Genomic DNA, 24,532 nt, shown 5'->3' with positions numbered 1-24,532 from the left:
CATCTGTCTGCGGGATGAAACGGATGGGCTGGCACGTTTCATCCTTCGAACAAGCGACGGAGTATGGATGTCATTCGAACGCGACCTGCTGGATATCCTGCCCCGGCTGCGGCGTTTTGCCGCCAGCCTGTCGCGGGATCGCGCCGATGGGGACGATCTGTGCCAGGCGGCGCTGGAGCGCGGCCTGAAGGCGCGCGATCAGTGGCAGCCGGGCACCCGTCTGGACAGCTGGATGTATCGGATCATGCGCAACCTGTGGATCGACGAAGCCCGTGCCCGGCAACGCGCCGCGAAGACCTTTGCCCCCGAAGAGGCGGGGTTGACCGTCGGCCATGCCGGCGACCGCGATGTGGAGGCGCATATGATGCTGTCCGACGTCGACCGGGCGATGCAGGCATTGCCCGACGAACAGCGCGAGGCGATCGCGCTCGTGCTGGTCGAGGGGCTGTCCTATAAGGAAGCGGCGGCGGTGCTGGGCATACCGATGGGGACTTTGACGTCGCGGCTGGTCCGGGGGCGTGGCGCATTATTGGAACTGATGGGAGAGGCGGCATGACGGATATCGATGAAGCCATGCTGATCGCGATGGTCGACGGCGAACTGGACGAGGTGAACCGGCGCCGGGTGGAGCGCGCCGTCGCAGGCGATCCGGCGCTGGCCGAGCGGCTGGCGCAGCATCGCCGATTGCGGGAGCGGCTGGCGGGCCATTATGCGCCGGTGGCGCAGGAGCCGGTGCCCGATCGGTTGCGCAGCCTGTTGGAAGAAAGCGAGGCGGTGGTGCCGATGAAGGGGCCAGTCCGCCGCTGGGGTGGCTGGGCCATGGGTGGCGCGATTGCGGCCAGTCTGGTGCTGGGGCTGGGCGTTGGGCGCTTTTCCGGTGGTGCGGCCGGGCCGATCGGTATGGAGGATGGCGTCATGGTGGCGCAGGGTCCGCTTGCCACCGCGCTCGATAGCCAGCTGGCGTCGGCGCAGGATGGGGCGGGGATCCGCATCGGCCTGACTTTCCAGCGCAAGGGCGGCGGCTGGTGCCGCAGCTTCGATGGCGCGATGGCGGGCGTTGCCTGCCGCGAAGGCGAAGGCTGGCAGGTGCAGCAGGTCTTGCCGGGGGCGGGGCGGGAAACGGCCTATCGGCAGGCGTCCTCCGCCGATGCGCGGGTCATGGCGACGGTCGATGCGCTGATGGCCGGCGGGCCGGTCGATGCCGTTGGCGAGAAAGCGGCGGTGGCGAAGGGGTGGCGGTGAGAGGCTGGATTTACAGTAACGCGCGATGATGTGAGCCTATGGCTTTGCGTTCTCCGGCGCAGGCCTGGGTCCAGTTTCACCCTCTGAACTGGGCCCCGGCCTGCGCCGGGGAACGCTTGATATCCACTCGCCAGCGGTCGACCTACTCAGCCCGGATATATCACCCTTTCCGCGCCGGCTTCGCCTTCACCGGTTGGCGGGCGATCGTGCGATTGAGGCGGAACAGGACCAGCCCGGCGCCCAGCGTCAGATGCGCGCACCAGGCGACCGCGCCATAGCCGGCACCCAGGCCGATCATGTCGACCGCCAGTGCCGCCAGCAACAGGGCGAAGCCGGCATGGCGCAACAGGCGGCTGGTTCCCGCATCCAGCTTGCGCCCGACGAAATCGGGCTGGTGCCGCACCATGGCGGCGCACAGGCAAGCGAAACCGGCGATGCAAAGCGCGATGGCGATGATGTGGGTCATGCGGTGGCCAATTCTTCCTTGATCGCGCGGGCGCGGCGCGGGGGCTTTGCGGTGGTGGCGCGGGCCGCCTTGCGCGCGGCGAAGCCGAGGCCGATGGCGAGGATCAGCATGGCGATGTCGAAGGCGACGAACAGCCAGTCGCCCGACAGCAAGCCGGTGATGCCGTTACGCGGCACCGTGAGCGCATTGATGACCGGGACGGCGGCGAACAGGCCACCGGCCAGCGCCAGGCTTTCCACCCAGGCCCGCTTTTCGGGACGGGCGATCGCCCAGATCAGCGTCGCGCCCCAGACGATGAAGAGGCTGTGGATTTCCCAGTCCGCACGCGCCTCCATGCCCAGCGGTAACAGGCGATTGGCGAGGAAATAGGTGGCGATGCCCGCCGGCAGGCCGGCGATGGTAGCGACGTTCATCCGGCTGACCAGGCGGAAGCCGAAATGCGGGCGTGCAGGATCGGCCAGCTTGGCGCGGCGTTTGACCGTCCACAGGACAAGGCCGCTGCCGACCATGATCGTGCCGCCCATGCCGGACAGGAAATAGAGCCAGCGCAGACCCCAGCCGGCGAAGCGGCCGGCATGCAGGCCGATCATCACGCTTTGCGTCGCCATGGCGCCGCCCTGCGGTGCGCTTGCTTCGATCAGGTCGCCGGACGTGCCGGAAAAGACGATGCTTTCGCCGCGCGATCCGATCGCGCCGCTGGACGCGCGGGTCAGGGTGATGGTGCTGTTGCTGTCACCGGGCAGGGCGACGCGCACCGACCCGACATCGGCTCCGTTCCAGCGTTGACGCGCGACCTCCATCAACGGGGTCACGGGCACGAGCGGCGCGCTGATGCCGGAGCGTTCCACCTCCGCCCGGCCGGGGAAGACCTCTTCGAAAAAGGCGTCGGGCTGGCTATAATTGGCCGCGATGCCCCAGGGCATATATTGCGTCGCCAGCGTGACCAGCCCGGTATAGGTGATCATCAGATAGAAGGGCAGGGCGAAGACCGCCGTGACATTATGCGCGTCGAGCCAGCTGCGTTGCCCCTTGCCGAAGCGCAGCATGAAGAAGTCGGCGAAGATCTTCTTGTGGGTGACGATGCCGCTGAAAATCGCGATCAGCATGAACATCGCTGCGACGCCGACCAGATAGCGCGCCCAATGGACCGGGATATAATGCAGGTCGAAATGGAAGCGGTAGAGGAAGAAGCCGCCCTGCGTTTCGCGTGCGGTGACGGGCTGACCCTGGCCGTCCAGCGTGGCGCTGGTGTCGCCGCGCCGACCGCGCCGCTTGCGGGGTTCTTCGCCTTCCACCTTGCGCGGTTGCCAGAAGACATTGGCGGTGGGGGTACGCGCCGAAGGGGGGGAGATGAACCAGTTTTCCGCATCCGGCTGGGTGCGGTTAAGATAGGTGATGGCGGCCTGCGTCGCGGCTTCCCGATCGGGCGCGGCGATGACTTCCGGCTTCATCCAACGGCTGATCTCCTCCTGGAAATAGGCGGCGGTGCCGGTGACGAACATGGCGAAAAGCAGCCAGCCCAGCAGCAGCCCGGTCCAGGTGTGGAGCCAGGCCATGGACTGGCGGAAACCGTCCTTCATGCGCGGCCTCCCAACTGAAGCGAGAGCGCGAGGAGGCCGCCCAGCAATGCGGTGCTGCCGACCATCCAAAGCCAGACCTTGGCCGTCGAACGGGCGTGGAAGATCGCCATGGCGATCAGCGCGAAGATGAGGAAGGAGGTGAGGGTGGCCGCGATGGTGGCCTCCGCACGGCTGAGCGGCAAATGGCGGGCGAGCAGCGCGGTGGCGATCGCGGTCAGGGCATAGTTGAGCGGAATCGCCGCCAGGACACGGCTGGCGACGGCCAGCCTGTAGCGTGGTGCGGGGGAAGCTCTGGAAGCCATGACGTCGGTCCACTCTGCGGTATTAATGATAATAGTTCGCAGGAGCGGGTAGGCGAGGGCGGCGCCGATGTCTACTTCAAAATGAGGGAGCGATCAGCTGCTCGCGCCTGCCATCATCTCGTCGATCTTGGCCGCCAGCGCGTCGAGCGCGAAGGGTTTGGTGATCATGCCCATATTTTCGCCCAGGAAGCCGGCGCGCACAGCCGCATTTTCGGCATAGCCGGTGACGAACAGGATCGGCAAATGCGGGCGATGTTCGCGCGCGACTTCGGCCAATTGGCGGCCGTTCATCCCCGGCAGGCCGACATCGGATACCATGAGGTCGATCGGTCGGCCCGATTGCAGGATCGGTATCGCTTCGGCCGCGTCGCCCGCCTCCAGCGTGACATAGCGCAGATCCTCCAGCACGTCGCGTACCAGCAGGCGGACGGATGGGTCATCCTCCACCACCAGCACGGTCTGGCCATGGCCTTCCTGTATCGCCTGCGCCACCTGGCCTTCGGCCTCACCCGCGACCTCGCCTGCGGGCAGGTAGAGTTTGACCGACGTGCCGACGCCGGGCTGGCTGTGGATGCGCACCTGCCCGCCCGATTGCCGCGCAAAGCCATAGACCATCGACAGGCCAAGGCCGGTGCCCTGGCCGATCGGCTTGGTGGTGAAGAAGGGTTCGAACACCTTGTCGATCATGTCGGGGGCCATGCCGACGCCGCTGTCGGACACGGCGATCACGACATAATGGCCCGCCGCCATATCCGGCTTGGCCGCGACATAGGCGTCGTCCAGTTCGATCGTGCCGACCTCCACCGTCAGGTCGCCGCCGTCGGGCATGGCGTCGCGGGCATTGATCGCCAGGTTCAATATGGCGTTTTCCAGCTGGTTGGGATCGACCACCGCATGGGGTGCATCGGCGCCGGGCACGATGGTCAGCCGGATATTTTCATGGATGGAGCGCGCGAGCAGATCGTCGAGCGCGGTGACGAGCGCGTTGATATCCACCGACCGGGCATCGAGCGACTGGCGGCGGGAGAAGGCGAGCAGCCGGGCGGTGAGCGCTGCGGCGCGCTGCGCGGAGGTGGAGGCGGCGTCCATGAACCGGTCGAGATCGTCCAGCCGGCCGGACGCGATCCGGCGCTTGACGATGTCGATGCCCCCGATCACGCCGGTCAGCATATTGTTGAAGTCATGGGCGATACCGCCGGTCAACTGGCCCACCGCCTCCATCTTCTGGCTCTGGCGCAGGGCGGCTTCGGCCCGGGCGCGGCTGACCATTTCGGCCTCCAGCGCGGCGGTGCGTTCGGTGACCTTCTGTTCCAGCGTCTGGTTGGTGCGCTGGGCGGCCTGCACCAGCCGGGCGTTTTCGATCGAGATCGCCGCCTGCGCCGACAGGCCCAGCGCCAGTCGCTCGGCGCGCTCGTCAAACTGGCCGGGCTGCGCATGGCCGAAGAAAAGGCCGCCGATCACTTCGCCCGATCGCGCGATGACCGGCACGGCCAGATAGGACACGACCTTCAAATGTCCCTTGGGCATGCCATGATAGGTGTCGTGGCGGCCATAGCGGGGATCGAGAGTGACATCGGCCGATCGCACCACGCCGGTCCCCGCAAAGGTCGGCGCGAATATGTCGGTATTGCGCGGCATGGGGAAATTTCTGAAATCGTCCATCGACGCGCCCGACAGGCTGTAGAGCAGGTAGCTTTCGCCCGCATCGTCGATCCGATTGTAGAAGAAGGCGCCGATTTCCGCCCCGGTCAGTTCGCGGCCGGCATCCACCACCGTCTGGACCAGGCGGTCTAGATCCAGTTCGGCCGCCACATGCCGGCCGGTCCGGTTGAGAATGTCCAGCGCCAGGCTTTCCTCGCGCAGGGCGGCTTCCGACGCGGCAAGGGCGGCGGCGGCGCGCTTCTGCTCCGAAATGTCGATGACGGTGCCGATCAGGCGGACGACCTGGCCATCCTCCTTGATCGCGCCGCCCTTGGCCGCGATCCAGCGTTCCACGCCATCGTTCGGCCCGATGGTGCGATATTCGATGTCGATCTGGCCGTCGCCGAGCGGATCGAGCGCGGCCGTCACGGCTGCGGCCGCCGGTTCGCGATCGTCAGGATGCAGGCCGGGGAGGAACTGGGCTTCATAGCTGATGGCCGTATCGGCGGGGACGCCGAACATCGCCTTGCACCGCTCGTCCCAGCGCAACTGGTTTGCGACGATGTCGAAATCCCAGGTGCCGATATTGGCGACCGCCGTAGCCAGGCGCAGCCGATTTTCGCTGGTCGCCAGTTCCTCGATGCGATCGCGCATCTCGAACTGCTTGCGGCGCGCGCGCATGGCCGAAGCGATCGCGCTGACCAGGGATGCCACGCCCAGCGGCCGCTCCAGCACCACCGTATTGGTGACGAGGTCGAGCAGGCGGCCGGGCATCCAGGGGCCGGGCGGGGTTCGGCTGGTCCGCTGCGCCCGCAGCAGGATGAAGGGCACGTCGGACCAGTCGGCCTGCGCGCCGATCGCCGTGCGCAACAGGGTAAGGTCGCCGGTCAGCGCCTCTTCGGTGACCAGGACGGCGCCGACATTTTCGTTCAGCGCAGCCGCAACCGCGCCGATATCCGCGCAGATATGGAGGTCATAACCCTCGGCTACGAGGAGTTTGGTGACGCTGTCGGCATCGCGCCCATATGGCGCGCAGATGAGAAGGCGATGACCCTCTTGCAAGGAGTCAGGCATCACCGGTGCGATCTTCCATCAGGGGTTTGGTGGCGCCCAGATATTCGGGCGTGCCGGTCAACACCCCACGGAACGCGCGCAAAGGCTCGCCCACCCGCACGCCATCCTTGTCTATGCGAAATTCCCGGATGGCGTCTTCATGCACGCCGCCGCGATTCTTGAGCACGGAAATGGCCTTGCGCACGCGCCCTTCCGCTTCGAAAAAGCGCAGCAGCACGACGGTGTCGGCGACGTAGGAGATATTGAGGTTGGTCGACATCGTGCCCACCAGCCCATGCTGGGGATTGATGAGGAAGGTCACCACGCCCCGCTGGCTGAGATAGGAGAGGAGTTCGTGCATCTGGAGCAGCAATTGCTGTTCCTGCGGCATGGCGGCCATATAGCCGTTCAGGCTGTCGATCACGATCATGCGGACGCCGCGTTCCTCCACCTCGTGCCGGACGCGCGCGGCAAATTCGCCGGGAGAGATTTCGGCCGGGTCGATCTGCTGGATCGTCAGGCAGCCCTGATCGACATGGCGGGTGATATCCAGGCCGAAGGCGTTGGACCGGGTCAGCAATGTGCCGACGCGCTCGTCAAATTCGAACAGGGTGCTTGGTTCGCCCCGTTCGCAGGCGGCATAGAGATATTGCAGGGCGATGGTGGTCTTGCCCGACCCGGCCGGTCCGGTGATCAGCGTGCTGGTGCCGCGCATCGGGCCACCGCCCAGCAAGGCGTCGAGTTCGACAACTTCGCTTTGCACCATGTCGCCGGTAAAATCGCTATGATGATCGGCGGCGATCAGGCGGGGGAAGATATCCACGCCGCCCTTGCGGATCATCATGTCATGATAGCCGGCGGTGAAGTCTATGCCGCGCAGTTTCTGCACCTGCATGCGCCGGCGCGCCGCGCCAAAGTCCAGCGTCAGCCGTTCCAGCGTGACGACGCCATGGCACAGGCTGTGCAGATGGGCGTCGCGCGCGTCGGCCGATCCGGTCATGTCGTCGACCAGGATGACGGTGCTGTCCCGGCCGGAGAAGAATTGCTTCAGGGCCAGAACCTGACGACGATAGCGCAGCGGATCCTGCGCCAGCAGGCGCATTTCGGACAGGCTGTCGAACACGACGCGGGTCGGGCGGACCCGCTCCACTTCGTCCTGGATCAGGCGGATGGTTTCGCCCAGCTCCATTTCCCACGGGTGGATGATGGATTGTTCGCGACCATTGCCGAACACGTCATCGGCGGATTCCAGTTCGAACACGTCGAAGCCATCGAGCGTCCAGTCATGGGACGCGGCGACGGCGCCCAGTTCCTCGCGGGTTTCGGACAGGGTGATGTACAGAACCCGCTCGCCCTTGCGGATGCCCTCGCGCAGAAATTGCAGCGCGAGCGTGGTCTTGCCCGATCCCGGCGCGCCTTCCAGCAGATAGAGACGACTGGCGGGGATGCCGCCGCCCAATATCTTGTCCAGGCCCACATTGCCGGTCGAAATGATCTTGAGGTTCATCTTATGTCTCGTCTCTCGTCTATGCCGGACACGCTAGACTGTCCGATGGAAAACAGAAGCGAAAGCAGCGGACGAAGGGCAAGATTGCAGGAAGTTGGCAGCTATTGCGACGATGTAGCGGCCCTGGTTGATCTGGATCAGCCATAAAGGGGAAAATGGCGCGAAGAAGCGTCCTTCCGCGCGCTGCGCTCCATGCGAATCGCCTCAGTCGCCGGTGTGCAGAAACCAGCGATCCGTGCCCTCCAGCCCGATGGCGGTCAGCCGGCCCGACAGGAAGGCGCCGGTGTCGATGCCGATACGTCCGGCTCGTTCGTCCACATCGGGGCTGATGCTGTGGCCATGCACGATCATATGGCTGTGTGCGCCGCGATGGTCGAGAAATTCGCGCCTGATCCAGCGCAGGTCCGCCGGGCTTTGTGCATCCATCGGCACGCCGGGGCGGATGCCGGCATGGGCGAACAGATAGTCGCCCATGGCGATGCTGTCGGGCAGGGCGTCCAGAAAATCGACATGGGCGCGGGGCACATGCCTGACCATCCACGCGACGATTTCCGCATCGGTCATGACCCGGAACAGGGCGGGGTCCAGGCCGTAGCTGGCCAGCGTCGCCTCCCCCTCCATGCGGCGAAAGACCGGCATGACCTGCGCATTGCCGCGCGCGGCCAGGATGAAGACTTCCTCATGATTGCCCTTGAGGCAGCGGACGTCGCCGCCCGATGCCATGAGCGCCATCACCCGTTCGACCACGCCGCGCGAGTGGGGGCCACGGTCGATCAGGTCGCCCAGCAGGATCAGGCTGATCGGCTTGGCCGGGCGGTCGCCATCATCCTGAGCGATCATGGCCAGCAATTGGTCGAGCAGGTCGGCGCAGCCATGCACGTCGCCGATCGCATAGACCCGCCGGTCCGGCCCGATATCGGGCGGCGGCGCGGCATTGCGCGCTGTCCTGCGCCAGAATGTCATGGCCGGGATTGTCGCATCACAGACGGGGGAGAGTCACCCCCTGCTGCCCCATATATTTGCCCGCGCGGTCGGCATAGCTGACCTCGCATGGCTCATTGCCCTGAAGGAACAGGAACTGGCAGGCGCCTTCATTGGCGTAGATTTTCGCGGGCAGGGGCGTGGTGTTGGAAAATTCCAGCGTCACATGCCCTTCCCAGCCCGGTTCCAGCGGGGTCACGTTCACGATGATGCCGCACCGGGCATAGGTGGACTTGCCAAGGCAGATGACCAGCACGTCGCGCGGCACGCGGAAATATTCCACCGTGCGGGCGAGCGCGAAGCTGTTGGGCGGAATGATGCAGCAGTCGGTCTTGCGATCGACGAAATTTTTCGGATCGAAATCCTTGGGATCGACGATGGTGCTGTCGACATTGGTAAAGATCTTGAATTCGTCCGCCACCCGCGCGTCATAGCCGTAGGAGGACAGGCCGTAGCTGATGCAGCCCTCGCGCCGCTGGCTCTCCACGAACGGCTCGATCATGCCGGTGCTCAGCGCCTGTTCGCGGATCCATTTGTCGGAAAGAATGGCCATGTCGTTTTCAGCTCTTCGTCGTGGGGCCGATGCCCAGGTCCGCGGGACCGAAGGCATGGGGGAGGAGGTCAGCGACCGTGAGGTCGAGGATGCGGTCGCCGCTGGGCGTGGCGCAATAGATGCCAAGGGTGCGGCCAGCCATCTGCTCGGCCTCATTCATGATCTGGCGGCAGCGTCCGCAGGGGGTGACGAGCGCTTCCTCGCCCGCGTCCATGGCGCCACCGACGACCGCGATATCCGTTATGTCTGCGAAACGACCCTGTGCATTGACCGTGGCGAGCGCGACCGTTTCGGCACAGAGCGACAGGCCGTAGCTGGCATTTTCGAAATTGCAGCCGGTGACAATGCTGCCGTCGGTCAGGCGCACGGCGGCGCCCACGGCAAAGCGGCTATAGGGCGCATGGGCGTTGGCCATCGCTGCGCGGGCTGCCGCGATCAGCTGTCCAAATTGTTGTTCGTCTTGCATCAGGGCGTCACCACATTCCATCGGACCGGACCATCGACGCCGTCGATATGCCGCATGTCGCTGGCTGTCCACATCACCCACGGCTTGGTCGCATAATCGGGCGGGAAGAAATTGCCGTCCAGCCACAGCGTCCGGTTGATGCCGGAGCCGATATCATAGGCCTTGTCGAAATCCTCGCTGACGTTGAGCAGCACGGTCTTGCCGGCATGCCCCTCCACCAGATTGACCAGCGTGTTGAGTTCCGACAGCAGCAGGTCGCGGTTGGGCCGGGCAGTGCAGGCGGGCGTGAAGGCGAGGCGAATGACCGGGGGCAGCGCGGCATTGTCACGCGGGACGGTGGTCATGAAGCGGGTCGCCTGGTCGCTGGCGAGGCGGCAGGGGGTGAATTCGATCAGCGCGCCGTAGCGCAGCCCAGCCGCGCGCGCCCCGCGCCAGTTGGCGGCGAAGGCGGGGTCGCGATGATCGGCGGCGTCGCCGGCGCGGATATAGGCGAAATCCGCCCCCTGCGCCGCCAGCGTGCCCCAGTCGACCGGGCCGTTGTCCGCGCTGATGCTGACGCCCTGTACCGGATATTGATCGCGATCGGGCGCCCAGGCGCGCGCATAGAGCCACAGCGCCAAAGCCAGCGCCGCGACCACCGCCAGTCCCGCCCCGATGCGGACCAGCAGGCCACCCAAAGTCACAACCCTGATCGTCTTACCCCTTGATATGCAGCACGCAGATGAGCGTGAAAAGTCGGCGCGCCGTGTCGAAATCGACCTCGATCTTGCCCTCCAGCCGTTCCTTCAACACCTCCGCCGCGTCGTTGTGGATGCCGCGTCGGGCCATGTCCACCGTCTCGATCTGTTGCGGGGAGGCGTTGCTGATCGCCTGATAATAGCTGTCGCAAATGGCGAAATATTCGCGGATCGGCCGGCGGAAGCGACCGAGGCTGAGGATGATCGCTTCCAGCGGCGTATCATCCTCCCGGTTGATTTCGATGCCGAGCCGTCCATCCTCGACCCGCAGCATCACCTTGTAGGGACCGGCATAGCCGTCGGCATGGACCCGCTGCGGCGCGAAATGATTATCCTCCAGCAGGTCGAAGATCGCGATGCGCCGTTCCTGCTCCACGTCGGCGTTGCGCCACAGGATCGTGCGCTGGTCCAGCTGGATGTCTATGATGCGCGGATCGGCCATGATGCAGGATTTAGTCAGTGCGGTGGCGCGCGCCGAAAAGCAAGCGGGACTTATCCACAGATGGTTTCCGTTCTGGCCCTTGCGCACCGCGCGCCGGCGGAGGAAAGAGGGGCCATGGTCGAATTGCTGAAAATCAACCCCGCTGAAAGCAGCGGAACCGAACTGCCGCGCAATGTCGAGGCGGAGGCCGCGCTGCTGGGCGCGATCATGATCGACAACCGCATCGCCGAAGATGTGCAGTTGAAATTGAAGGCCGAACATTATTTCGAGCCGCTGCACGGCCGCATTTACGACGCGATCATGCGCTTGCTGGACAAGGACATGGTCGCCAATCCGGTGACGCTGAAGCCCATGCTGGAGCAGGATCCGGCACTGAAGGAACTGGGCGGCGCGGCCTATCTGGCGCAACTGACCGGCAATGGTGCGGCGCTGATCGGCGCGCGCGATTTCGCGACGCAGATCTATGACCTGGCCCTGCTGCGCCAGCTTGTCAGCGTCGGGCGGGAACTGGTTGAAAATGCGATGGATACCAGCGAGGATGTGAATCCCCGCGAGCAGATAGAGGCGGCGGAAGTCGCGCTTTACAAGGTATCCGAAGGCGAGGGGGAGTCCGGGTCGGTCAAGAGCTTCCTGACGGCTTCGACCGCCGCCGTGCAGGTGGCGGAACGCGCGCTCAACAGCGGCGGCCATGTGTCGGGGATCACGACCGGCATCAACAGCCTGAACGCCAAGATCGGTGGTCTGCACAATTCCGACTTGATGATCCTGGCCGGTCGTCCGGGCATGGGCAAGACGTCGCTGGCGACCAACATCGCCTATAATGCGGCGTCGCGCTGGCTGCGGGACAATGGCGATGGCATTCCGGCGGAAAAGAATATGGGGGCCAAGACGGCTTTCTTCAGCCTGGAAATGTCGGCGGACCAGCTGGCCACCCGCGTGCTGGCCGAACAGTCGGGTATTTCGGGCGAAGCGCTGCGCATGGGCAAGATCAGCCGGGCGGACTTCCAGAACCTGTCCCGCGCCGCGCGCGACTTGCAGGAATTGCCGCTGTTCATCGACGATACGCCGGGCCTGACGATCGCGGCGCTGCGCACCCGCGCACGGCGGTTGAAGCGGCGGCATGATATCGGCTTCATCGTCGTCGACTATCTCCAGCTGCTGCAGGGCACCGGGCGCGGCAACGAAAATCGCGTAAACGAAATTTCGGAAATTTCGCGCGGTTTGAAGACGTTGGCTAAGGAACTTCATGTCCCGGTGCTGGCGCTGTCGCAGCTCAGCCGTGCGGTGGAGCAGCGTGAGGACAAGCGTCCGCAGCTGTCCGATCTGCGCGAATCCGGCTCGATCGAGCAGGACGCGGACATGGTGTGGTTCGTGTTCCGCGAGGATTATTATGAAGCCGCCAAGGAGCCCAAGCCCGACGACGAGGCCGCCTATGCCGCGTGGAAGGAAAATATGGAGCGCATCTACGGCCTCGCCGAGGTGATCGTGGCCAAGCAGCGTCACGGCTCCACCGGCCGCATCCGCATGAAATTCGACGCCAAGATCACGCGCTTCTCCGACGTGGCGGATGATAGCTATCAGGATCTGGATTACGAATAATCGCGGCAGTTAAACATCCGTCATTCCCGCGAAGGCGGGGATACATCCCCTTACCTTGCACCAAGATCAACGCAGGGGAGATGGATCCCCGCCTGCGCGGGGATGACGAGGTGATGCGGGCTAGGGCGGTTAGCCCTTTACCGCCTTCGCCCGCGCGGCGACCCGCTTTTCCAGCATCGACAGCGGCATCGCGCCTTCCTCAAGGATGGCGTGGAACTGCTTGATATCGAAGTTTTTGCCGAGCGATGCCTGCGCGTCCTGGCGCGCTTTGCTCCACACGCCATGACCGACCTTGTAGCTGGTCGCCTGACCCGGCTGGGTGCAATAGCGTTCGACTTCGCGCTGGCAGCGGGGCCGGGCGAAGCCGGTCTTTTCGACCATATAGTCGGTTGCCTGCTTCACATCCCATTTCTTCGCATGGATGCCGGTATCGACTACCAGCCGTGCCGCGCGGAACAGGAAGGACTGGAGATAGCCGGCCCGGTCGATCGGCGTCGCATAGCCGCCCAGCTCGTCCGCCAGCTGTTCGGCATAAAGCGCCCAGCCTTCGGTATAGGCGCTCATGAAGGCGGTCTTGCGCAGCATCGGCACGTCGCCCGCATTTTGCGCGGTCGAAATCTGGAGGTGATGGCCCGGCACGCCTTCATGATAGGTGAGCGAGGGCAGGCCATATTTCGGCCAGTCGCCCACATCCTTGAGGTTGATGAAATAGATGGCGGGACGCGATCCATCCAGCGCGGCGCGGTTATAATAGCCGTTGGACGCGCCATCCTGAATTTCGACCGGCACCGCGCGGATTTCCAGCGCGGTGTCAGGAATGGTGGTGAAGGCATTGGGAAGTTTGGCCTTCATCGCGTCGATATCGCGATTGAGCTGGGCGAGCAGGGCAGCGCGGCCCTCCGCGCTGTCGGGGTAGAGCTGCGCCGGATCGACATTGAGCGCGGCCAATCGTTCGCCGATCGACCCGCTGGTGCGGCCGGCGCCCTTGAGGATCACGTCCAGCTGGGCGGAGAGGTCCGCCACCTGCTCCAGCCCCACGGCGTGAATCTGGTCGGCCGACAGGTCGGTCGTGGTCGCGCTCTTGAGCGCCGCGGCGTAGATTTCATCACCGCGCGGCGTGCGCCAGACGCCGTCGCCCGCCGCCGTCTTGCCACGTAGCGATTCGATCGCGGCGATCTGCTCGTCCAGTGCGGGGTAGATGGATTTTTCCACCACCGCTGCGGCTTGGCTCTGCCAGTCGCCGGTCAGCCCCTTGGCCGCGGCGCGCTTGACCAGCGACTGGACCATCGAACTGTCGGCGGCGCTCTGACTGCGCAGTTTCTTCATTTGGCCCAGCGTCAGGTCGAGCGACCAGCCCGGCGCCAGATAGCCGCGCGCCGCCTCATCCCGCTGGAGTGCGGTGTCGGTGCGCAGGTTGCGGGCGAAGGCCTCCAGCCGTGCGACATAGGCGTCGCAATCGGCCGTGGCGTTGATGGTGTGGGCGGTGTTGAGAAAATCCGGCGTGGAGAAATAGCTGCCGCCCTGCTGGAAGATGCGATAGGGGCGCACCGCGCTGTTGAGGCCGAATTTGGCGGGGGCGACGGTCTGCTGGTCCAGCGCGTAGAGAATGACGTCCAGATTCAACCGCTGCGCGTCGGACAGGCTGGCGGTCTTATACCCCTCCAGTTCCTTGATCGCGGTCTGTGTCGTGGCCAGCCGCTTCATCATCGCCGACTTGCTATTGTCGTCCAGCTGGCTCTTCGCGCCGGCACGGCCGCCCTTGTCGAGGCCGAGGCTGGTGACGAAAGCGGGCGAAAGATCCAGCTGCCGATCGAAGATGGCGGCGAAGGTCGCGGATAGCCGGGCGTCGTCGGCGCCAGCCGTCTGGGCAAGAGCGCGGGGCGTTGCAGCGGCAAGGGCGGCTGCACCACTGGTGGCGAGGAATTGACGGCGGTCCATGGACGACTCCCTTATGTCTTTGACAATGGGGCCGAGTATATTGCGCGGCTGGCACCATCCGTCCAGCCGCTTGCAATATTGTTACGGTACCGCGATCTTTTCGATCGGCGCAGAGGTGCGTGTCAGAAGGACGGCAGGTTGGCCGGATCTTCGGGATCGGCCACCGGAATCGGCGTGACGGGCGAATGAATGCCGCACTCCACCTTATCCCACCCGCGCCAGCGTCCCGCGCGCGGATCTTCGCCAGGCTTCACCTTCGACGTGCAGGGTTCGCAGCCGATCGACAGATAGCCTTGCGCCTCCAGCGGGTGGCGGGGCAGATTCTCGCGGTCGAAATAGACTTCCAGATCGCCCTTTGTCCAGTCGCCCAGCGGGTTGAGCTTCAACCGGCCATCCTCCACCTCGAAACGGGGGAGGTTCTGGCGCGTGACCGACTGGAAGGCCTTGCGGCCCGAAATCCAGGTGTCCAAGCCATCCTTCGCGCGCTTCATCGGTTCGACCTTGCGGATTTCGCAGCAGCCATCGGGGTCGTAGGACCAGCGCAGGCCGGTTTCGTCCTTCTTGGCGATCACGTCGGCGATCGGCGCGACGGTGCGGCTGTCCGTGAAACCGAAACGGGCGATCAGCGTGTCGCGATAATTCAGCGTTTCGGCGAACATCTTCATCGTGTCGACGAAGATGACCGGCACGCTCCTGTCCGCCTTGGCCACCAGATCGAGCAAGACCGCGCTTTCCGTGCCGAAGGAGGAGACGACGGCGACATTGCCGGCGAGTTTCTCCGCAAACACGGTCTTGAGCATGGTCAGCGTGTCGACACCCTCGAACCGCGCGTTCAGCGCGTCGGCCTCTGCCTGGGTGAAGGCGGGGCGAGTGTCGATCATGTCGATTTGGCGGGCAGGTTCAGCCATGTATTTTCTCCGGATGCCGTTTGGCCCAAACGGGCTGACGGCCATCGATCGCCTTTTGATAGACGTCGTCATAGCGGGTGAGCGCACGCTCCACGGCGGCGTCATCCAGCGGCTTTGCGGGGTGGAAACTGTCGAAGCCGCAGCGACGCATGGCGTTGATCTGATCGACCAGCACATCGCCCACGGCGCGCAATTCGCCCTGATAGCCCGATTCCCGCAGGATGCGGGCGGCGGAATAGCCGCGGCCGTCGCCATAGGCCGGGAAGTTCACCTCCACCAGCGACAGGCGATCGAGATGGGGCAGCAATTCGCGGGCATCCTCGCCCGGTTCGATGCGCACGGCGGTGGCGTTCGACTGGCCAGTGAAGGATTCGACCGTGACGGCCGGTTCCTGACCCGCTTCGCCATCCCGGAAGGACAGAAATTCAACCATGATCCGCTTCCTCCGGGATACGTGCGATAACCTTGATCTCGAACTGGAAGCCGGCGAGCCAGTTGACGCCGACGGCGGTGATGTTGGGGAAGGGCTTTTCGCCCCAATTGGCCTGAAGCACCGGCCAGATAGTGTCGAAATCCGCCTCCGGATCGATCATGAACAGGGTGACGTCCACGGCGTTCGCAAAACTGCTGCCCGCCGCGCTCAGGATCGCGTTCAGATTGTCGAAGGCAAGCTGGACCTGCGCGGCCAGATCCGGTTCGGGCGAACCGTCCTGACGCGCACCGACCTGACCCGACACGAACAGAAAGCCTTTCGACCGGACGGCGGGCGAATAGCGATGATGATCGTACAGGGCATGGGGATTCGCCGGATAGACGACGTCGCGATCAGCCATAGATCGCCTCCTTGAAAGGCTTCATGCCGATGCGGCGATAGGTGTCGAGGAAGCGTTCGCCGCTGGTGCGTTCCGCCAGATAGATGTCCGTCACCTTCTCGATCGCATCGACCACGCCGTCCTCGGAAAAACCGGGGCCGGTGATCTGGCCGAGCGAGGCATCCTCAGCGCCCGATCCGCCGAGCAGCAGCTGGAAATTCTCCACACCCTTACGGTCCACGCCCAATATGCCGATATGGCCGGCATGATGGTGGCCGCAGGCGTTGATGCAGCCCGAAATCTTCAGCTTCAGCTCGCCCAATTCCGCTTGGCGCTCGGCCGCAGCGAAGCGCTGCGCGATCTTCTGCGCCAGCGGGATCGACCGCGCATTGGCGAGCGCGCAATAATCCAGGCCAGGGCAGGCGATGATGTCGGTGATAAGGTCGAGATTGGCTTCGGCCAGACCCGCTTCCTCCAGCTTCTGCCAGATGGCGTACAGGTCCGCCTTCTTCACATGCGGCAGGACGAGATTTTGCGCATGGGTGACGCGCAGTTCGTCGAGCGAATATTGCTCGGCAAGGCTGGCGACCAGGTCGATCTGCTCGGCCGACGCATCGCCCGGAATACCGGTCAGCGGCTTCAGGCTGATATTGACGATGGCATAGCCGGGCTGCTTGTGCGCCGCGACCTGACGGTCGACCCACAAGGCGAAGGCCGGATCGGCGCGGTCGATATCCTCGCTTGCGCCCGCTTCATAGGCGGGATTGGCGAAGAAGGCGCGGATGCGGGCCAGTTCCTCGACCGGCGGGTTGAGGCCGAGGGTCCGCATATGGGCGAACTCTTCCTCGACCTGGCGCTTATAATCCTCGACGCCGATTTCGTGGACCAGGATCTTGATCCGCGCCTTATACTTGTTGTCGCGGCGACCGTAGCGATTGTACACGCGCAGGCAGGCTTCGAGATAGGAGACGATCTCTTCTTCCGGCACGAAGTCGCGGATCAGCGGGGCGACCATCGGGGTGCGGCCCATGCCGCCACCGGCATAGACTTCCGCGCCGATGACGCCGTCGCGTTCCACCAGCTTCAGGCCGATATCGTGCAGGCGCATCGCCGCGCGGTCGTCGTCCGATGCGATCACGCAAATCTTGAACTTGCGCGGCAGATAGGTGAATTCCGGGTGGAAGCTCGACCATTGGCGCAGCAGCTCAGCCCAAGGGCGGGGGTCCGCCACTTCGTCAGCGCTGACGCCGGCATATTGATCCGAGCTGATATTGCGGATGCAATTGCCGCTGGTCTGGATGGCGTGCATCTCCACCGTGGCCAGTTCGGCCAGGATGTCGGGCGCGTCGGCCAGCTTGATCCAGTTATATTGCAGGTTCTGGCGCGTGGTGAAGTGGCCGTAACCCTTGTCGTACTTCGCCGCGATTTCGCCCAGCTTGCGCATCTGCTTGCCCGACAATGTGCCATAGGGGATGGCGACGCGCAGCATATAGGCGTGCAATTGCAGGTAGAGGCCGTTCATCAGCCGCAGCGGCTTGAACTGGTCTTCGGTGAGCGCGCCGGTCAGGCGGCGCTGCACCTGATCGCGAAATTCCTCCACCCGCGCGTTCACGATGGACTGGTCGTAGCTGTCATAGCGATACATGGTCAGATCACCCAGTTGCCGGCGTCGGCATCATTCGGTTTCAGGGTCAGGTCGGGGCGCACCGTCGGGCCGAGGGCACGGATGCGGTCCTTGATATGGGCCGGGCGAACACCTTCGTCGGTAACGGTCGCGTCGATCACATAGGCGCCCACGACGCGCAGCGCGGCTTCCTCCGTGCGGGCGAGGTCTGTGCCATGGTCGCCGACATCGGCGCTGTCGCCGACCTGCCGCGACCAGCCGTCACCCGCCCACCAGATGACGTCGCCGGTCACCAGGTCATTGCCCGTCAGTATCTTCATTCTACCCTTTTCCCGTTCGGTCCGATCGATGCCGGATCTTCGATATTCAATGTCGTGTCCCGATAGGCCATCAGCACGTCCTGTGCCAGCGCATGCGCGGCGACGTCGCCGACCACGATCAACGCCGGGCTGATCACCTGTTCCCGCGCGACCATGTCGCCAAGGTCGGCGAGCAGCGTGCGCAGCGTCCGCATGTCGGCGCGGGTGCCGTTTTCCAGCACCGCCACGGGCAGCGTGGGCGATACACCGTCCGCGATCAGCTTGTCGGCGATGTCGGCAGCGGTCGCAACGCCCATATAGATGACGAGCGTGCGTCCTGTACCCGCCAGCCCGGACCAGTCCTGATCCGTCAGCCCCTTGCACTGGCCAGCGACGAAGCTGACGGCGCTGGATGCGGCGCGATGGGTGAGGGGGAGTTGAGCGGAAGCGGCGCTGCCGATCGCGGCGCTGATGCCCGGCACGACGTCCACCGGCACGCCGGCGGCGCGGCAGACTTCGACTTCCTCGCCACCCCGGCCGAAGATGAAGGGGTCGCCACCCTTCAACCGCACGACATTGCGGCCTTCGCGGGCAAGGTCGACCAGCAGGGCGTTGATAGCCTCCTGCGGCATGGAATGGCGGCTGCGCTGCTTGGCGACGGAAATGAGGTCCGCGTCGGGGGAGGCCAAAGCCAGGATGGCGTCGGACACCAGCCCATCATGCACGATGACATCGGCCGCGCCGATCAGGCGCGCGGCCTTGATCGTCAGCAGGTCCGGATCGCCGGGGCCTGCGCCTACGAGATAGACTGTCGAGGGTGCTGTATCAGCCATGATGGCCAGATGGCGAAAGCGCGCCTGTAGTTCAATTCAGAATGGGTATGCAGGGGATTAGGAAATGTTTTTGCGTCAATCGCCCATCACGCTGACGTCGATATCCTTGAGGCCAACGCCGATGGAGGCGCGCGGCGTCTCGATTTCCGCCGAAACGACCGGATAGGCGCAATAGTCGGCGGCATAATAGGCGCTGGGCCGGTGATTGCCCGATATGCCGGTGCCGCCGAACGGGGCGGAGGAAGAGGCGCCGTTGGTCGGGCGGTTCCAGTTGACGAGGCCGGCGCGGATATTGGCCCAGAATTGATTATATTGTTCGGGCGACCCACCAATCAGCGAAGCGGACAGGCCGTAGCGCGTATTATTGGCCTCCGCGATGGCATCGCCGAAATCCGATACGCGGATTACCTGAAGCAACGGACCGAACAGTTCGACGTCGGGCCGCTCCTTCATGGCGGTGACGTCGATGATGGCGGGCGACAGGAAGGGCAGGCCCTTGTGCGGGCGCACCATATGCTTGATCGGCTTGCCGCCGTTGCTCATCAGATAGAGAAAGCTTTCGGTCAGCCCGTCGGCCGCCTGATTGTCGATGACCGGTCCCATATAGGGGGCAGGGTCCGCATGGGGATGATCGACGATCAGCCGGTCGGCCAGCTTCTTGATCTCGCCCACCAGCTTGTCGGCGATGCTGTCACGCACGATCAGGCGGCTGGCGGCGGTGCAGCGCTGGCCGCTGGTCATGAAGGCGGATTGCACAACCAAAGTGGCCGCCGCGTTGATTTCGGGCGTGTCCCAGACGATGATTGGGTTGTTGCCGCCCATTTCGAGCGCGAGGATCTTGGAAGGCTGGGCTGCGAATTGCCGGTTGATCGCGATGCCGGTCTGCGCCGATCCGGTGAAAAGGATGCCGCTGATATCGGGATGGGCGGCCAGCGCCTTGCCGGTTTCGGCCGCGCCGATCAGCAGGCGGACGACGTCCACCGGCACGCCGGCCTCATGATAGAGTTTGACCAGATATTCGCCGACCGCCGGGGTTTTTTCCGACGGTTTGAATATCACGGCATTGCCGGCCAGCAGGGCGGGGATGATGTGGCCGTTGGGCAGATGCGCGGGAAAATTATAGGGTCCGAGCACCGCCATGACGCCATGGGGCTTGTGCCGCACCGACTGGCGCGCGCCCAGCGCCGCTTCCAGCCGGCGTTGCCCGGTGCGTTCGGAATAGGCGGCGACGCTGACGTCGACCTTTCCCATGACGGCGGCGACTTCGTTGCGGGCGTCCCACAAAGGCTTGCCGGTTTCGCGGGCGATCAGGTCCGCCAGCGCATCCTCATGCTTGCGCACGACATTGACGAAGCGGCGCAGCGTTTCGATGCGATAGGCGATCGGTTGGGCCGCCCATCTGGGCCAGGCGGCGCGGGCGCGGGCGACCTCTGCATCGACGTTTCCGGGCTCGCCCTGCCAGAGCAGGGTGCCGGTGGCAGGTTCATGGGATGTAAGCGGCGCGACCATTTGGGGAACGGTATGGCGGAAATTGGTTAACGAAAAGGTGGCAATGGCAGGATGGCGCAAAGCGCCCGCGCCCTTCATTCCGGCGGCGGGAGGTCGTCGGCCATCAACCACATTTCAGCGGGCAGGCGCGAACTGAAGGCCGCGACTTCCGACCCGCGCAGCCGTTCGCGCAGCCATCGCTTCGACGATGGTCCAGGCGTCAGGATCGCGACACGGTCACCGGGCTGATAGGTGCGGTGGCATTCGTCCAGAATATGGTCGTTTATGCCCATATCATCGGTGCACGCGCTGCTCAGGTCCGACAGGACACGTATGGGATCGCCATTTCGGCGCCTGCTCGCGACGATTTCGCGTAGCGCCGCGAAATGTTCGTCGATTTCTGCGCGGGTCCAGTCGCCGGACGATCGGACGGTGATGATCCCATCCGGATCAGACAAATCACGCTCGATCATGGTCCCACCAAAATTGCATAATCTTCGATGGACTAACCCGCTTTGGTCTTCGCGTCATTAACATCGGTTCTTTACCCTGGTTATTTTCCGGGGGCGCCGGGGCCTTGCATGGCATCGCCCATGCGCCGGATCGCGGCAACCTTTGCCTGGAGCGGGGTCCAGTCGTCGTCCCTGTCGATCGCGCTCCAGATCGCCTCCACTTCGTCGATGTGCATGGAACAGGGGGCCTGGTCGGTCCAATAGGCATGATCCTTCGCACCGGACACGGGCGTGAAATCGGCGAGCGCCATGTGCAAGGTGGCCCAGGCCGCGTCGGGATAGGCCGCGTCGTCGCGCGGTGCGCCCCCGCGCCAGTCGTGAAAGAAGCTGTCGATCGGGGTGCCGGTCGTCACCATGGCGCGGACGGCGGCCTCGATCATCGGGCCGGGATCGGCGCCGGGCTCCACGCCCAGCCGCCAGCAGAATCGGCGCTGCATCGCCTGCGCATACAGGTTCGGAAAGCGTTCCAGCTCTGCGATCAGCGGCGGCGCATCCGTCAGCGCGCGCAAGGATATGGCCAGTTGCGCCACGTCCCAATGGATCGCCTCTGCCTGTCGCCCGAAGGCGTAGAGGCCCTGATGGTCGAAATAGGCGGCGGTGAAATTGGCGTCCCACAGCGGGGTGAAGCGCCATGGGCCATAGTCGAAACTCTCACCCGTCACGTTGATATTGTCGCTGTTCAATACGCCATGGACGAAGCCCGCCACCATGTAGCTGGCGGCAAGGTCGGCGGTGCGCTCCACCACATGGCCCAGCAATTGCGCCGGCGGATTGTCGCCGGGCGCCTCTTCATAAAGGCGGGTGAGGGCATAGTCGGTCAGCTTTTCCAGCAGAGCCTTGTCTTCATGGAAAGCCGCGCGCTGGAAGGAGCCGATGCGGATATGCGAATGGCTCAGGCGCACCATCGCCGCGCCGCGCGTGGGGGATGGCTCGTCATTGCGCTCCAGCGCTTCGCCCGTTTCGATGATGGAGAAGGTCTTGGACGTGTTGACGCCCAGTGCCTCCAGCATTTCGGTCGCCAATATTTCGCGCACGCCCCCCTTGAGCGTCAGCCGTCCATCGCCGAAACGGCTATAGGGTGTCTGGCCCGATCCCTTGGTGCCCAGGTCCAGCAACCGGTCCCGATCGTCGCGCAATTGCGCGAACAGGAAGCCGCGCCCGTCGCCGATATCGGGATTATAATGGCGGAACTGATGGCCATGATAGCGCAGCGCCAGCGGCTGGGGCAGGCTGCCTTCCAGCGGTACGAAGCGGCCGAAATGGGCGATCCATGCCTCGTCGCTCAGCCCATCCAGCCCGACCGAGGCGGCGGCCCGGTCGTTGCGATAGCGCAGGATGGTCTGCGGAAAGTCCGCCGCCGCGACCGGTGCGGCGATGTCCGGCATCAGTGCGTCGATTTCGGTGGCGGGGCGATATTTGGCGGCTTGCGGCATCTGGATCATATGGCGATATGGGGGAAGGTCACCTGAAGGATCAAGCTTGAGCGGCTATAAGGACGGATATTGGTGGTCGCCCGATGGACTTCGGCTCCATTATCGCGACTATGAAGGCGGCGACGATGGCCGTCCGCCCTTGCTCTGCCTGCCGGGGCTGACACGCAATGCGCGCGATTTCGAGCCGCTGGCGGGGCGGTTGGCGGGGGAGTGGCGGCTGATCTGCCCGGACATGCGCGGCCGTGCCGAAAGCGCCTATGCCAAGGACGCGATGACCTATGTCCCGCTGACCTATTTGCAGGATATCAGCCGCTTGCTGGCCGATCTGGCCATCACCCGATTCGTTGCGGTGGGGACGTCGCTGGGCGGGATCATCACCATGCTGATCGCCGCGACCCACAAGGAATGGCTGGCCGGCGCGCTGCTCAACGATGTCGGGCCGGCGCTGGATGAAGGCGGGCTGGATCGTATCCGATCCTATGTCGGGGTCGGGCAGTCGCACCCCACCTGGGTTCATGCCGCGCGCGCGCTGGCGGAGGCCAATGCGGACGTCTATCCCGGCTATGATCTGGAACAATGGCTGGCCATGGCCAAGCGCCTGTATCGGCTGAACAGCGGCGGGCGCGTCGTGCTGGATTACGATATGAAGATCGCCGAGCCGATCCGCGCCATGGGCAGCGAAGCGGGCGTCGATATGTGGCCGGTGATGCAGGCGTTTCAGGGCATTCCGACGCTGTTGCTGCGGGGCGAGCGATCCGACCTGCTGTCGGCTGCGTCGGCGCAGCGTATGGCGGACGGGATCGGTGCGACCGCCGAACTCGTCGCCGTGCCGGGCGTAGGCCATGCGCCGGCGCTGGATGAACCGGAAAGCGTCGCGGCGATCGACCGTCTGCTGACGCGGGTGCTGCATGGATAGACCGCCCCATATCCTGCATGTCCATGGCAGCTTCACGCTGGGCGGCAAGGAAGCGCGGGCGGTGCGCCTGATGAACATCTGGGGCGACAAGGCGCGGCACAGTATCGCCAGCGCCGACCCGCAGGCGATGAGCGCCCGCGATGCGATCGATCCGTCGGTCAGGGTGGACTATCCCGATGGCCCATCCTTTGCCGGCAAGCCGGGGCTGGCGCGCTATCGGGTCATCACCGCTTTCCTCAAGCAGTTCGATCTTGTCCTCACCTATAATTGGGGATCGATGGATGCGGTCATGGCGCACCGGCTGGCGAGGGCATCGGCCGGCCTTCCACCGCTGATCCATCATGAAGATGGCTTCAACGCGGACGAGAATAATGGCCTGAAAACCAAGCGGAACCTGTTTCGCCGGCTCGCGCTGCACCGCGCGCATGCCATGGTGGTGCCGTCGGTCCGGCTGGAGGAGATTGCCCGGTCGGTGTGGAAACAGCCGGCGGAACGGTTGCACCTGATCCGCAACGGGATCGATGTCGATCGCTATGGCGAGGCGCCAGCGCCCGATGCGATTGCCGGCCTCGTTCGCTCGCCTGGCAAGCTGCTGGTCGGTACGCTGGCAGGACTGCGCGCGGTCAAGAATATCCCGCGTCTGGTTCGTGCCGTTGCCGCGCACAAGGATCGGTTGCAACTGGTGGTGGTGGGCGAGGGGCCGGAGCGCGAAGCGATCCTGGCGGAGGCGGCGGCTCATGGCCTGGAAGGCATCCATATGGCGGGCTTCATGGATCGGCCCTGGCGCTTCGTCGGCCTGTTCGATATTTTCGCCTTGTCGTCAGACAGCGAGCAATTTCCCATTTCGCTGGTGGAAGCGATGGCGGCCGGCGTACCGGCAGCGTCCATGGATGTGGGGGACGTCGCCAACATGGTCGCGCCGGAAAATCGCCCCTTCGTCGTGGAGGATGAGCAGGCACTGGCCGACGCGCTGGGCGTGCTGGCGGGCGACGCCGATCTGCGCGCCCGGCTGGGCATGGCCAACCGCCAGCGTGCGATGCGCGACTATGCGGAAGCCGACATGGTAAATGCTTATGCAAAGCTGTACGGCGAGGCTCTGGCCAGCCCCATGATTTTGCGCTAGGGCGCCCGCAATTCGTCATAGACAGCCAAAGCTGCTATAGGGTCGCTTTTTACCCGGTCGAGGGGGCCGGGGCATGT

General features: G+C 64.6%; 25 protein-coding genes. 5 read left to right on the top strand and 20 right to left on the bottom strand.

Features of this window, described 5'->3' with window-relative positions:
• Positions 1-67: 67 nt before the first annotated feature.
• The gene (locus F4U95_RS03145; RefSeq protein ID WP_150424536.1) at positions 68-556 is read left to right on the top strand and encodes an RNA polymerase sigma factor; all 489 of its coding nucleotides are present in this window, start codon (positions 68-70) and stop codon (positions 554-556) included.
• Positions 553-1,242, top strand: a complete 690-nt coding sequence (locus tag F4U95_RS03140) for an anti-sigma factor family protein (protein ID WP_150424535.1) — start codon at positions 553-555, stop codon at positions 1,240-1,242. The genes F4U95_RS03145 and F4U95_RS03140 overlap by 4 nt, the downstream gene beginning before the upstream one ends.
• A gap of 160 nt (positions 1,243-1,402) precedes the next feature.
• Here F4U95_RS03140 and F4U95_RS03135 read toward each other — a convergent pair whose 3' ends face one another.
• From F4U95_RS03135 to F4U95_RS03090, 10 genes are all read right to left on the bottom strand, one after another.
• On the bottom strand, positions 1,403-1,708 hold the full coding sequence (locus tag F4U95_RS03135; RefSeq protein WP_150424534.1) for a DUF3325 domain-containing protein: 306 nt from the start codon (positions 1,706-1,708) through the stop codon (positions 1,403-1,405).
• Positions 1,705-3,288, bottom strand: a complete 1,584-nt coding sequence (locus F4U95_RS03130; protein ID WP_150424533.1) for a PepSY-associated TM helix domain-containing protein — start codon at positions 3,286-3,288, stop codon at positions 1,705-1,707. Before F4U95_RS03130 ends, F4U95_RS03135 begins: the two co-directional genes overlap by 4 nt.
• Entirely contained in the window at positions 3,285-3,590 is a 306-nt protein-coding gene (locus F4U95_RS03125; RefSeq protein WP_120249631.1) for a hypothetical protein, read from the bottom strand. The genes F4U95_RS03130 and F4U95_RS03125 overlap by 4 nt, the downstream gene beginning before the upstream one ends.
• Positions 3,591-3,683: 93 nt before the next feature.
• Positions 3,684-6,305 carry an ATP-binding protein gene (locus F4U95_RS03120; RefSeq protein WP_150424532.1) on the bottom strand — a complete coding sequence of 874 codons (2,622 nt, stop codon included), beginning with the start codon at positions 6,303-6,305 and terminating at the stop codon, positions 3,684-3,686.
• Positions 6,298-7,791: an ATPase domain-containing protein gene (locus F4U95_RS03115; protein WP_150424531.1), complete on the bottom strand. Its 1,494-nt coding sequence runs from the start codon at positions 7,789-7,791 to the stop codon at positions 6,298-6,300. Before F4U95_RS03115 ends, F4U95_RS03120 begins: the two co-directional genes overlap by 8 nt.
• Before the next feature lie 204 nt (positions 7,792-7,995).
• Positions 7,996-8,754: a metallophosphoesterase family protein gene (locus tag F4U95_RS03110; RefSeq protein WP_150424530.1), complete on the bottom strand. Its 759-nt coding sequence runs from the start codon at positions 8,752-8,754 to the stop codon at positions 7,996-7,998.
• Between the two features lie 16 nt (positions 8,755-8,770).
• Entirely contained in the window at positions 8,771-9,325 is a 555-nt protein-coding gene (dcd, locus tag F4U95_RS03105) for a dCTP deaminase (protein ID WP_056682258.1), read from the bottom strand.
• 7 nt (positions 9,326-9,332) lie between these two features.
• The gene (locus F4U95_RS03100) at positions 9,333-9,791 is read right to left on the bottom strand and encodes a cytidine deaminase (protein WP_150424529.1); all 459 of its coding nucleotides are present in this window, start codon (positions 9,789-9,791) and stop codon (positions 9,333-9,335) included.
• On the bottom strand, positions 9,791-10,474 hold the full coding sequence (locus tag F4U95_RS03095) for a GH25 family lysozyme (protein ID WP_425505029.1): 684 nt from the start codon (positions 10,472-10,474) through the stop codon (positions 9,791-9,793). The genes F4U95_RS03100 and F4U95_RS03095 overlap by 1 nt, the downstream gene beginning before the upstream one ends.
• A 13-nt stretch (positions 10,475-10,487) precedes the next feature.
• Complete coding sequence (locus tag F4U95_RS03090) at positions 10,488-10,970, bottom strand: UPF0262 family protein (protein WP_120249635.1); 483 nt, start codon at positions 10,968-10,970, stop codon at positions 10,488-10,490.
• Between the two features lie 114 nt (positions 10,971-11,084).
• Between F4U95_RS03090 and F4U95_RS03085 the strand changes: the two genes are divergently transcribed.
• Positions 11,085-12,569 carry a replicative DNA helicase gene (locus F4U95_RS03085; RefSeq protein WP_150424528.1) on the top strand — a complete coding sequence of 495 codons (1,485 nt, stop codon included), beginning with the start codon at positions 11,085-11,087 and terminating at the stop codon, positions 12,567-12,569.
• A 129-nt stretch (positions 12,570-12,698) separates the two neighbouring features.
• Here the strand turns inward: F4U95_RS03085 and F4U95_RS03080 are convergent, their stop codons facing one another.
• The 10 genes from F4U95_RS03080 to F4U95_RS03035 form a co-directional block, all read right to left on the bottom strand.
• Positions 12,699-14,507 (bottom strand): DUF885 domain-containing protein, encoded by a 1,809-nt coding sequence (locus tag F4U95_RS03080; protein WP_150424527.1) that lies wholly within the window; start codon positions 14,505-14,507, stop codon positions 12,699-12,701.
• Positions 14,508-14,629: 122 nt separating this feature from the next.
• Positions 14,630-15,415, bottom strand: a complete 786-nt coding sequence (locus F4U95_RS03075) for a phosphoadenylyl-sulfate reductase (protein ID WP_150424526.1) — start codon at positions 15,413-15,415, stop codon at positions 14,630-14,632.
• Entirely contained in the window at positions 15,408-15,848 is a 441-nt protein-coding gene (locus F4U95_RS03070; RefSeq protein ID WP_120249639.1) for a DUF934 domain-containing protein, read from the bottom strand. Before F4U95_RS03070 ends, F4U95_RS03075 begins: the two co-directional genes overlap by 8 nt.
• Positions 15,841-16,248 carry a RidA family protein gene (locus F4U95_RS03065; protein ID WP_150424525.1) on the bottom strand — a complete coding sequence of 136 codons (408 nt, stop codon included), beginning with the start codon at positions 16,246-16,248 and terminating at the stop codon, positions 15,841-15,843. The genes F4U95_RS03070 and F4U95_RS03065 overlap by 8 nt, the downstream gene beginning before the upstream one ends.
• Positions 16,241-17,872, bottom strand: a complete 1,632-nt coding sequence (locus F4U95_RS03060; protein WP_150424524.1) for a nitrite/sulfite reductase — start codon at positions 17,870-17,872, stop codon at positions 16,241-16,243. Before F4U95_RS03060 ends, F4U95_RS03065 begins: the two co-directional genes overlap by 8 nt.
• A 2-nt stretch (positions 17,873-17,874) precedes the next feature.
• On the bottom strand, positions 17,875-18,171 hold the full coding sequence (locus tag F4U95_RS03055) for a DUF2849 domain-containing protein (protein ID WP_120249642.1): 297 nt from the start codon (positions 18,169-18,171) through the stop codon (positions 17,875-17,877).
• Positions 18,168-18,983, bottom strand: a complete 816-nt coding sequence (gene cobA, locus F4U95_RS03050; RefSeq protein ID WP_150424523.1) for a uroporphyrinogen-III C-methyltransferase — start codon at positions 18,981-18,983, stop codon at positions 18,168-18,170. The genes F4U95_RS03055 and cobA overlap by 4 nt, the downstream gene beginning before the upstream one ends.
• A gap of 75 nt (positions 18,984-19,058) precedes the next feature.
• Positions 19,059-20,492 carry a succinylglutamate-semialdehyde dehydrogenase gene (gene astD, locus F4U95_RS03045; RefSeq protein WP_150424767.1) on the bottom strand — a complete coding sequence of 478 codons (1,434 nt, stop codon included), beginning with the start codon at positions 20,490-20,492 and terminating at the stop codon, positions 19,059-19,061.
• Positions 20,493-20,566: 74 nt separating this feature from the next.
• Complete coding sequence (locus tag F4U95_RS03040; RefSeq protein WP_150424522.1) at positions 20,567-20,944, bottom strand: hypothetical protein; 378 nt, start codon at positions 20,942-20,944, stop codon at positions 20,567-20,569.
• A gap of 80 nt (positions 20,945-21,024) precedes the next feature.
• A complete protein-coding gene (locus tag F4U95_RS03035) occupies positions 21,025-22,425 on the bottom strand; it encodes a protein adenylyltransferase SelO family protein (RefSeq protein WP_150424521.1) in 1,401 nt (466 codons plus the stop codon).
• A 37-nt stretch (positions 22,426-22,462) separates the two neighbouring features.
• On the opposite strand from F4U95_RS03035, the gene F4U95_RS03030 reads away from it, so the two are divergent.
• Positions 22,463-23,332 carry an alpha/beta fold hydrolase gene (locus F4U95_RS03030; protein WP_120249646.1) on the top strand — a complete coding sequence of 290 codons (870 nt, stop codon included), beginning with the start codon at positions 22,463-22,465 and terminating at the stop codon, positions 23,330-23,332.
• On the top strand, positions 23,325-24,455 hold the full coding sequence (locus F4U95_RS03025) for a glycosyltransferase (protein WP_150424520.1): 1,131 nt from the start codon (positions 23,325-23,327) through the stop codon (positions 24,453-24,455). Before F4U95_RS03030 ends, F4U95_RS03025 begins: the two co-directional genes overlap by 8 nt.
• Positions 24,456-24,532 lie beyond the last annotated feature (77 nt).

The sequence above is a fragment of the Sphingobium limneticum genome (genome assembly GCF_008710165.1).
GTDB classification, from domain to species: domain Bacteria; phylum Pseudomonadota; class Alphaproteobacteria; order Sphingomonadales; family Sphingomonadaceae; genus Sphingobium; species Sphingobium limneticum.
The sequence above is the reverse complement of the archived record's forward strand: the minus strand, read 5'-3'. Positions and strand labels throughout refer to the sequence as shown.

Excerpts from the sequence above, each read along its gene's own strand:
- F4U95_RS03145 (WP_150424536.1), top strand. The coding sequence starts at position 68 with ATGTCATTCGAACGCGACCTGCTGGATATCCTGCCCCGGCTGCGGCGT.
- F4U95_RS03140 (WP_150424535.1), top strand. The coding sequence starts at position 553 with ATGACGGATATCGATGAAGCCATGCTGATCGCGATGGTCGACGGCGAA.
- F4U95_RS03135 (WP_150424534.1), bottom strand. The coding sequence starts at position 1,708 with ATGACCCACATCATCGCCATCGCGCTTTGCATCGCCGGTTTCGCTTGC.
- F4U95_RS03130 (WP_150424533.1), bottom strand. The coding sequence starts at position 3,288 with ATGAAGGACGGTTTCCGCCAGTCCATGGCCTGGCTCCACACCTGGACC.
- F4U95_RS03125 (WP_120249631.1), bottom strand. The coding sequence starts at position 3,590 with ATGGCTTCCAGAGCTTCCCCCGCACCACGCTACAGGCTGGCCGTCGCC.
- F4U95_RS03120 (WP_150424532.1), bottom strand. The coding sequence starts at position 6,305 with ATGCCTGACTCCTTGCAAGAGGGTCATCGCCTTCTCATCTGCGCGCCA.
- F4U95_RS03115 (WP_150424531.1), bottom strand. The coding sequence starts at position 7,791 with ATGAACCTCAAGATCATTTCGACCGGCAATGTGGGCCTGGACAAGATA.
- F4U95_RS03110 (WP_150424530.1), bottom strand. The coding sequence starts at position 8,754 with ATGACATTCTGGCGCAGGACAGCGCGCAATGCCGCGCCGCCGCCCGAT.
- dcd (WP_056682258.1), bottom strand. The coding sequence starts at position 9,325 with ATGGCCATTCTTTCCGACAAATGGATCCGCGAACAGGCGCTGAGCACC.
- F4U95_RS03100 (WP_150424529.1), bottom strand. The coding sequence starts at position 9,791 with ATGCAAGACGAACAACAATTTGGACAGCTGATCGCGGCAGCCCGCGCA.
- F4U95_RS03090 (WP_120249635.1), bottom strand. The coding sequence starts at position 10,970 with ATGGCCGATCCGCGCATCATAGACATCCAGCTGGACCAGCGCACGATC.
- F4U95_RS03085 (WP_150424528.1), top strand. The coding sequence starts at position 11,085 with ATGGTCGAATTGCTGAAAATCAACCCCGCTGAAAGCAGCGGAACCGAA.
- F4U95_RS03080 (WP_150424527.1), bottom strand. The coding sequence starts at position 14,507 with ATGGACCGCCGTCAATTCCTCGCCACCAGTGGTGCAGCCGCCCTTGCC.
- F4U95_RS03075 (WP_150424526.1), bottom strand. The coding sequence starts at position 15,415 with ATGGCTGAACCTGCCCGCCAAATCGACATGATCGACACTCGCCCCGCC.
- F4U95_RS03070 (WP_120249639.1), bottom strand. The coding sequence starts at position 15,848 with ATGGTTGAATTTCTGTCCTTCCGGGATGGCGAAGCGGGTCAGGAACCG.
- F4U95_RS03065 (WP_150424525.1), bottom strand. The coding sequence starts at position 16,248 with ATGGCTGATCGCGACGTCGTCTATCCGGCGAATCCCCATGCCCTGTAC.
- F4U95_RS03060 (WP_150424524.1), bottom strand. The coding sequence starts at position 17,872 with ATGTATCGCTATGACAGCTACGACCAGTCCATCGTGAACGCGCGGGTG.
- F4U95_RS03055 (WP_120249642.1), bottom strand. The coding sequence starts at position 18,171 with ATGAAGATACTGACGGGCAATGACCTGGTGACCGGCGACGTCATCTGG.
- cobA (WP_150424523.1), bottom strand. The coding sequence starts at position 18,983 with ATGGCTGATACAGCACCCTCGACAGTCTATCTCGTAGGCGCAGGCCCC.
- astD (WP_150424767.1), bottom strand. The coding sequence starts at position 20,492 with ATGGTCGCGCCGCTTACATCCCATGAACCTGCCACCGGCACCCTGCTC.
- F4U95_RS03040 (WP_150424522.1), bottom strand. The coding sequence starts at position 20,944 with ATGATCGAGCGTGATTTGTCTGATCCGGATGGGATCATCACCGTCCGA.
- F4U95_RS03035 (WP_150424521.1), bottom strand. The coding sequence starts at position 22,425 with ATGATCCAGATGCCGCAAGCCGCCAAATATCGCCCCGCCACCGAAATC.
- F4U95_RS03025 (WP_150424520.1), top strand. The coding sequence starts at position 23,325 with ATGGATAGACCGCCCCATATCCTGCATGTCCATGGCAGCTTCACGCTG.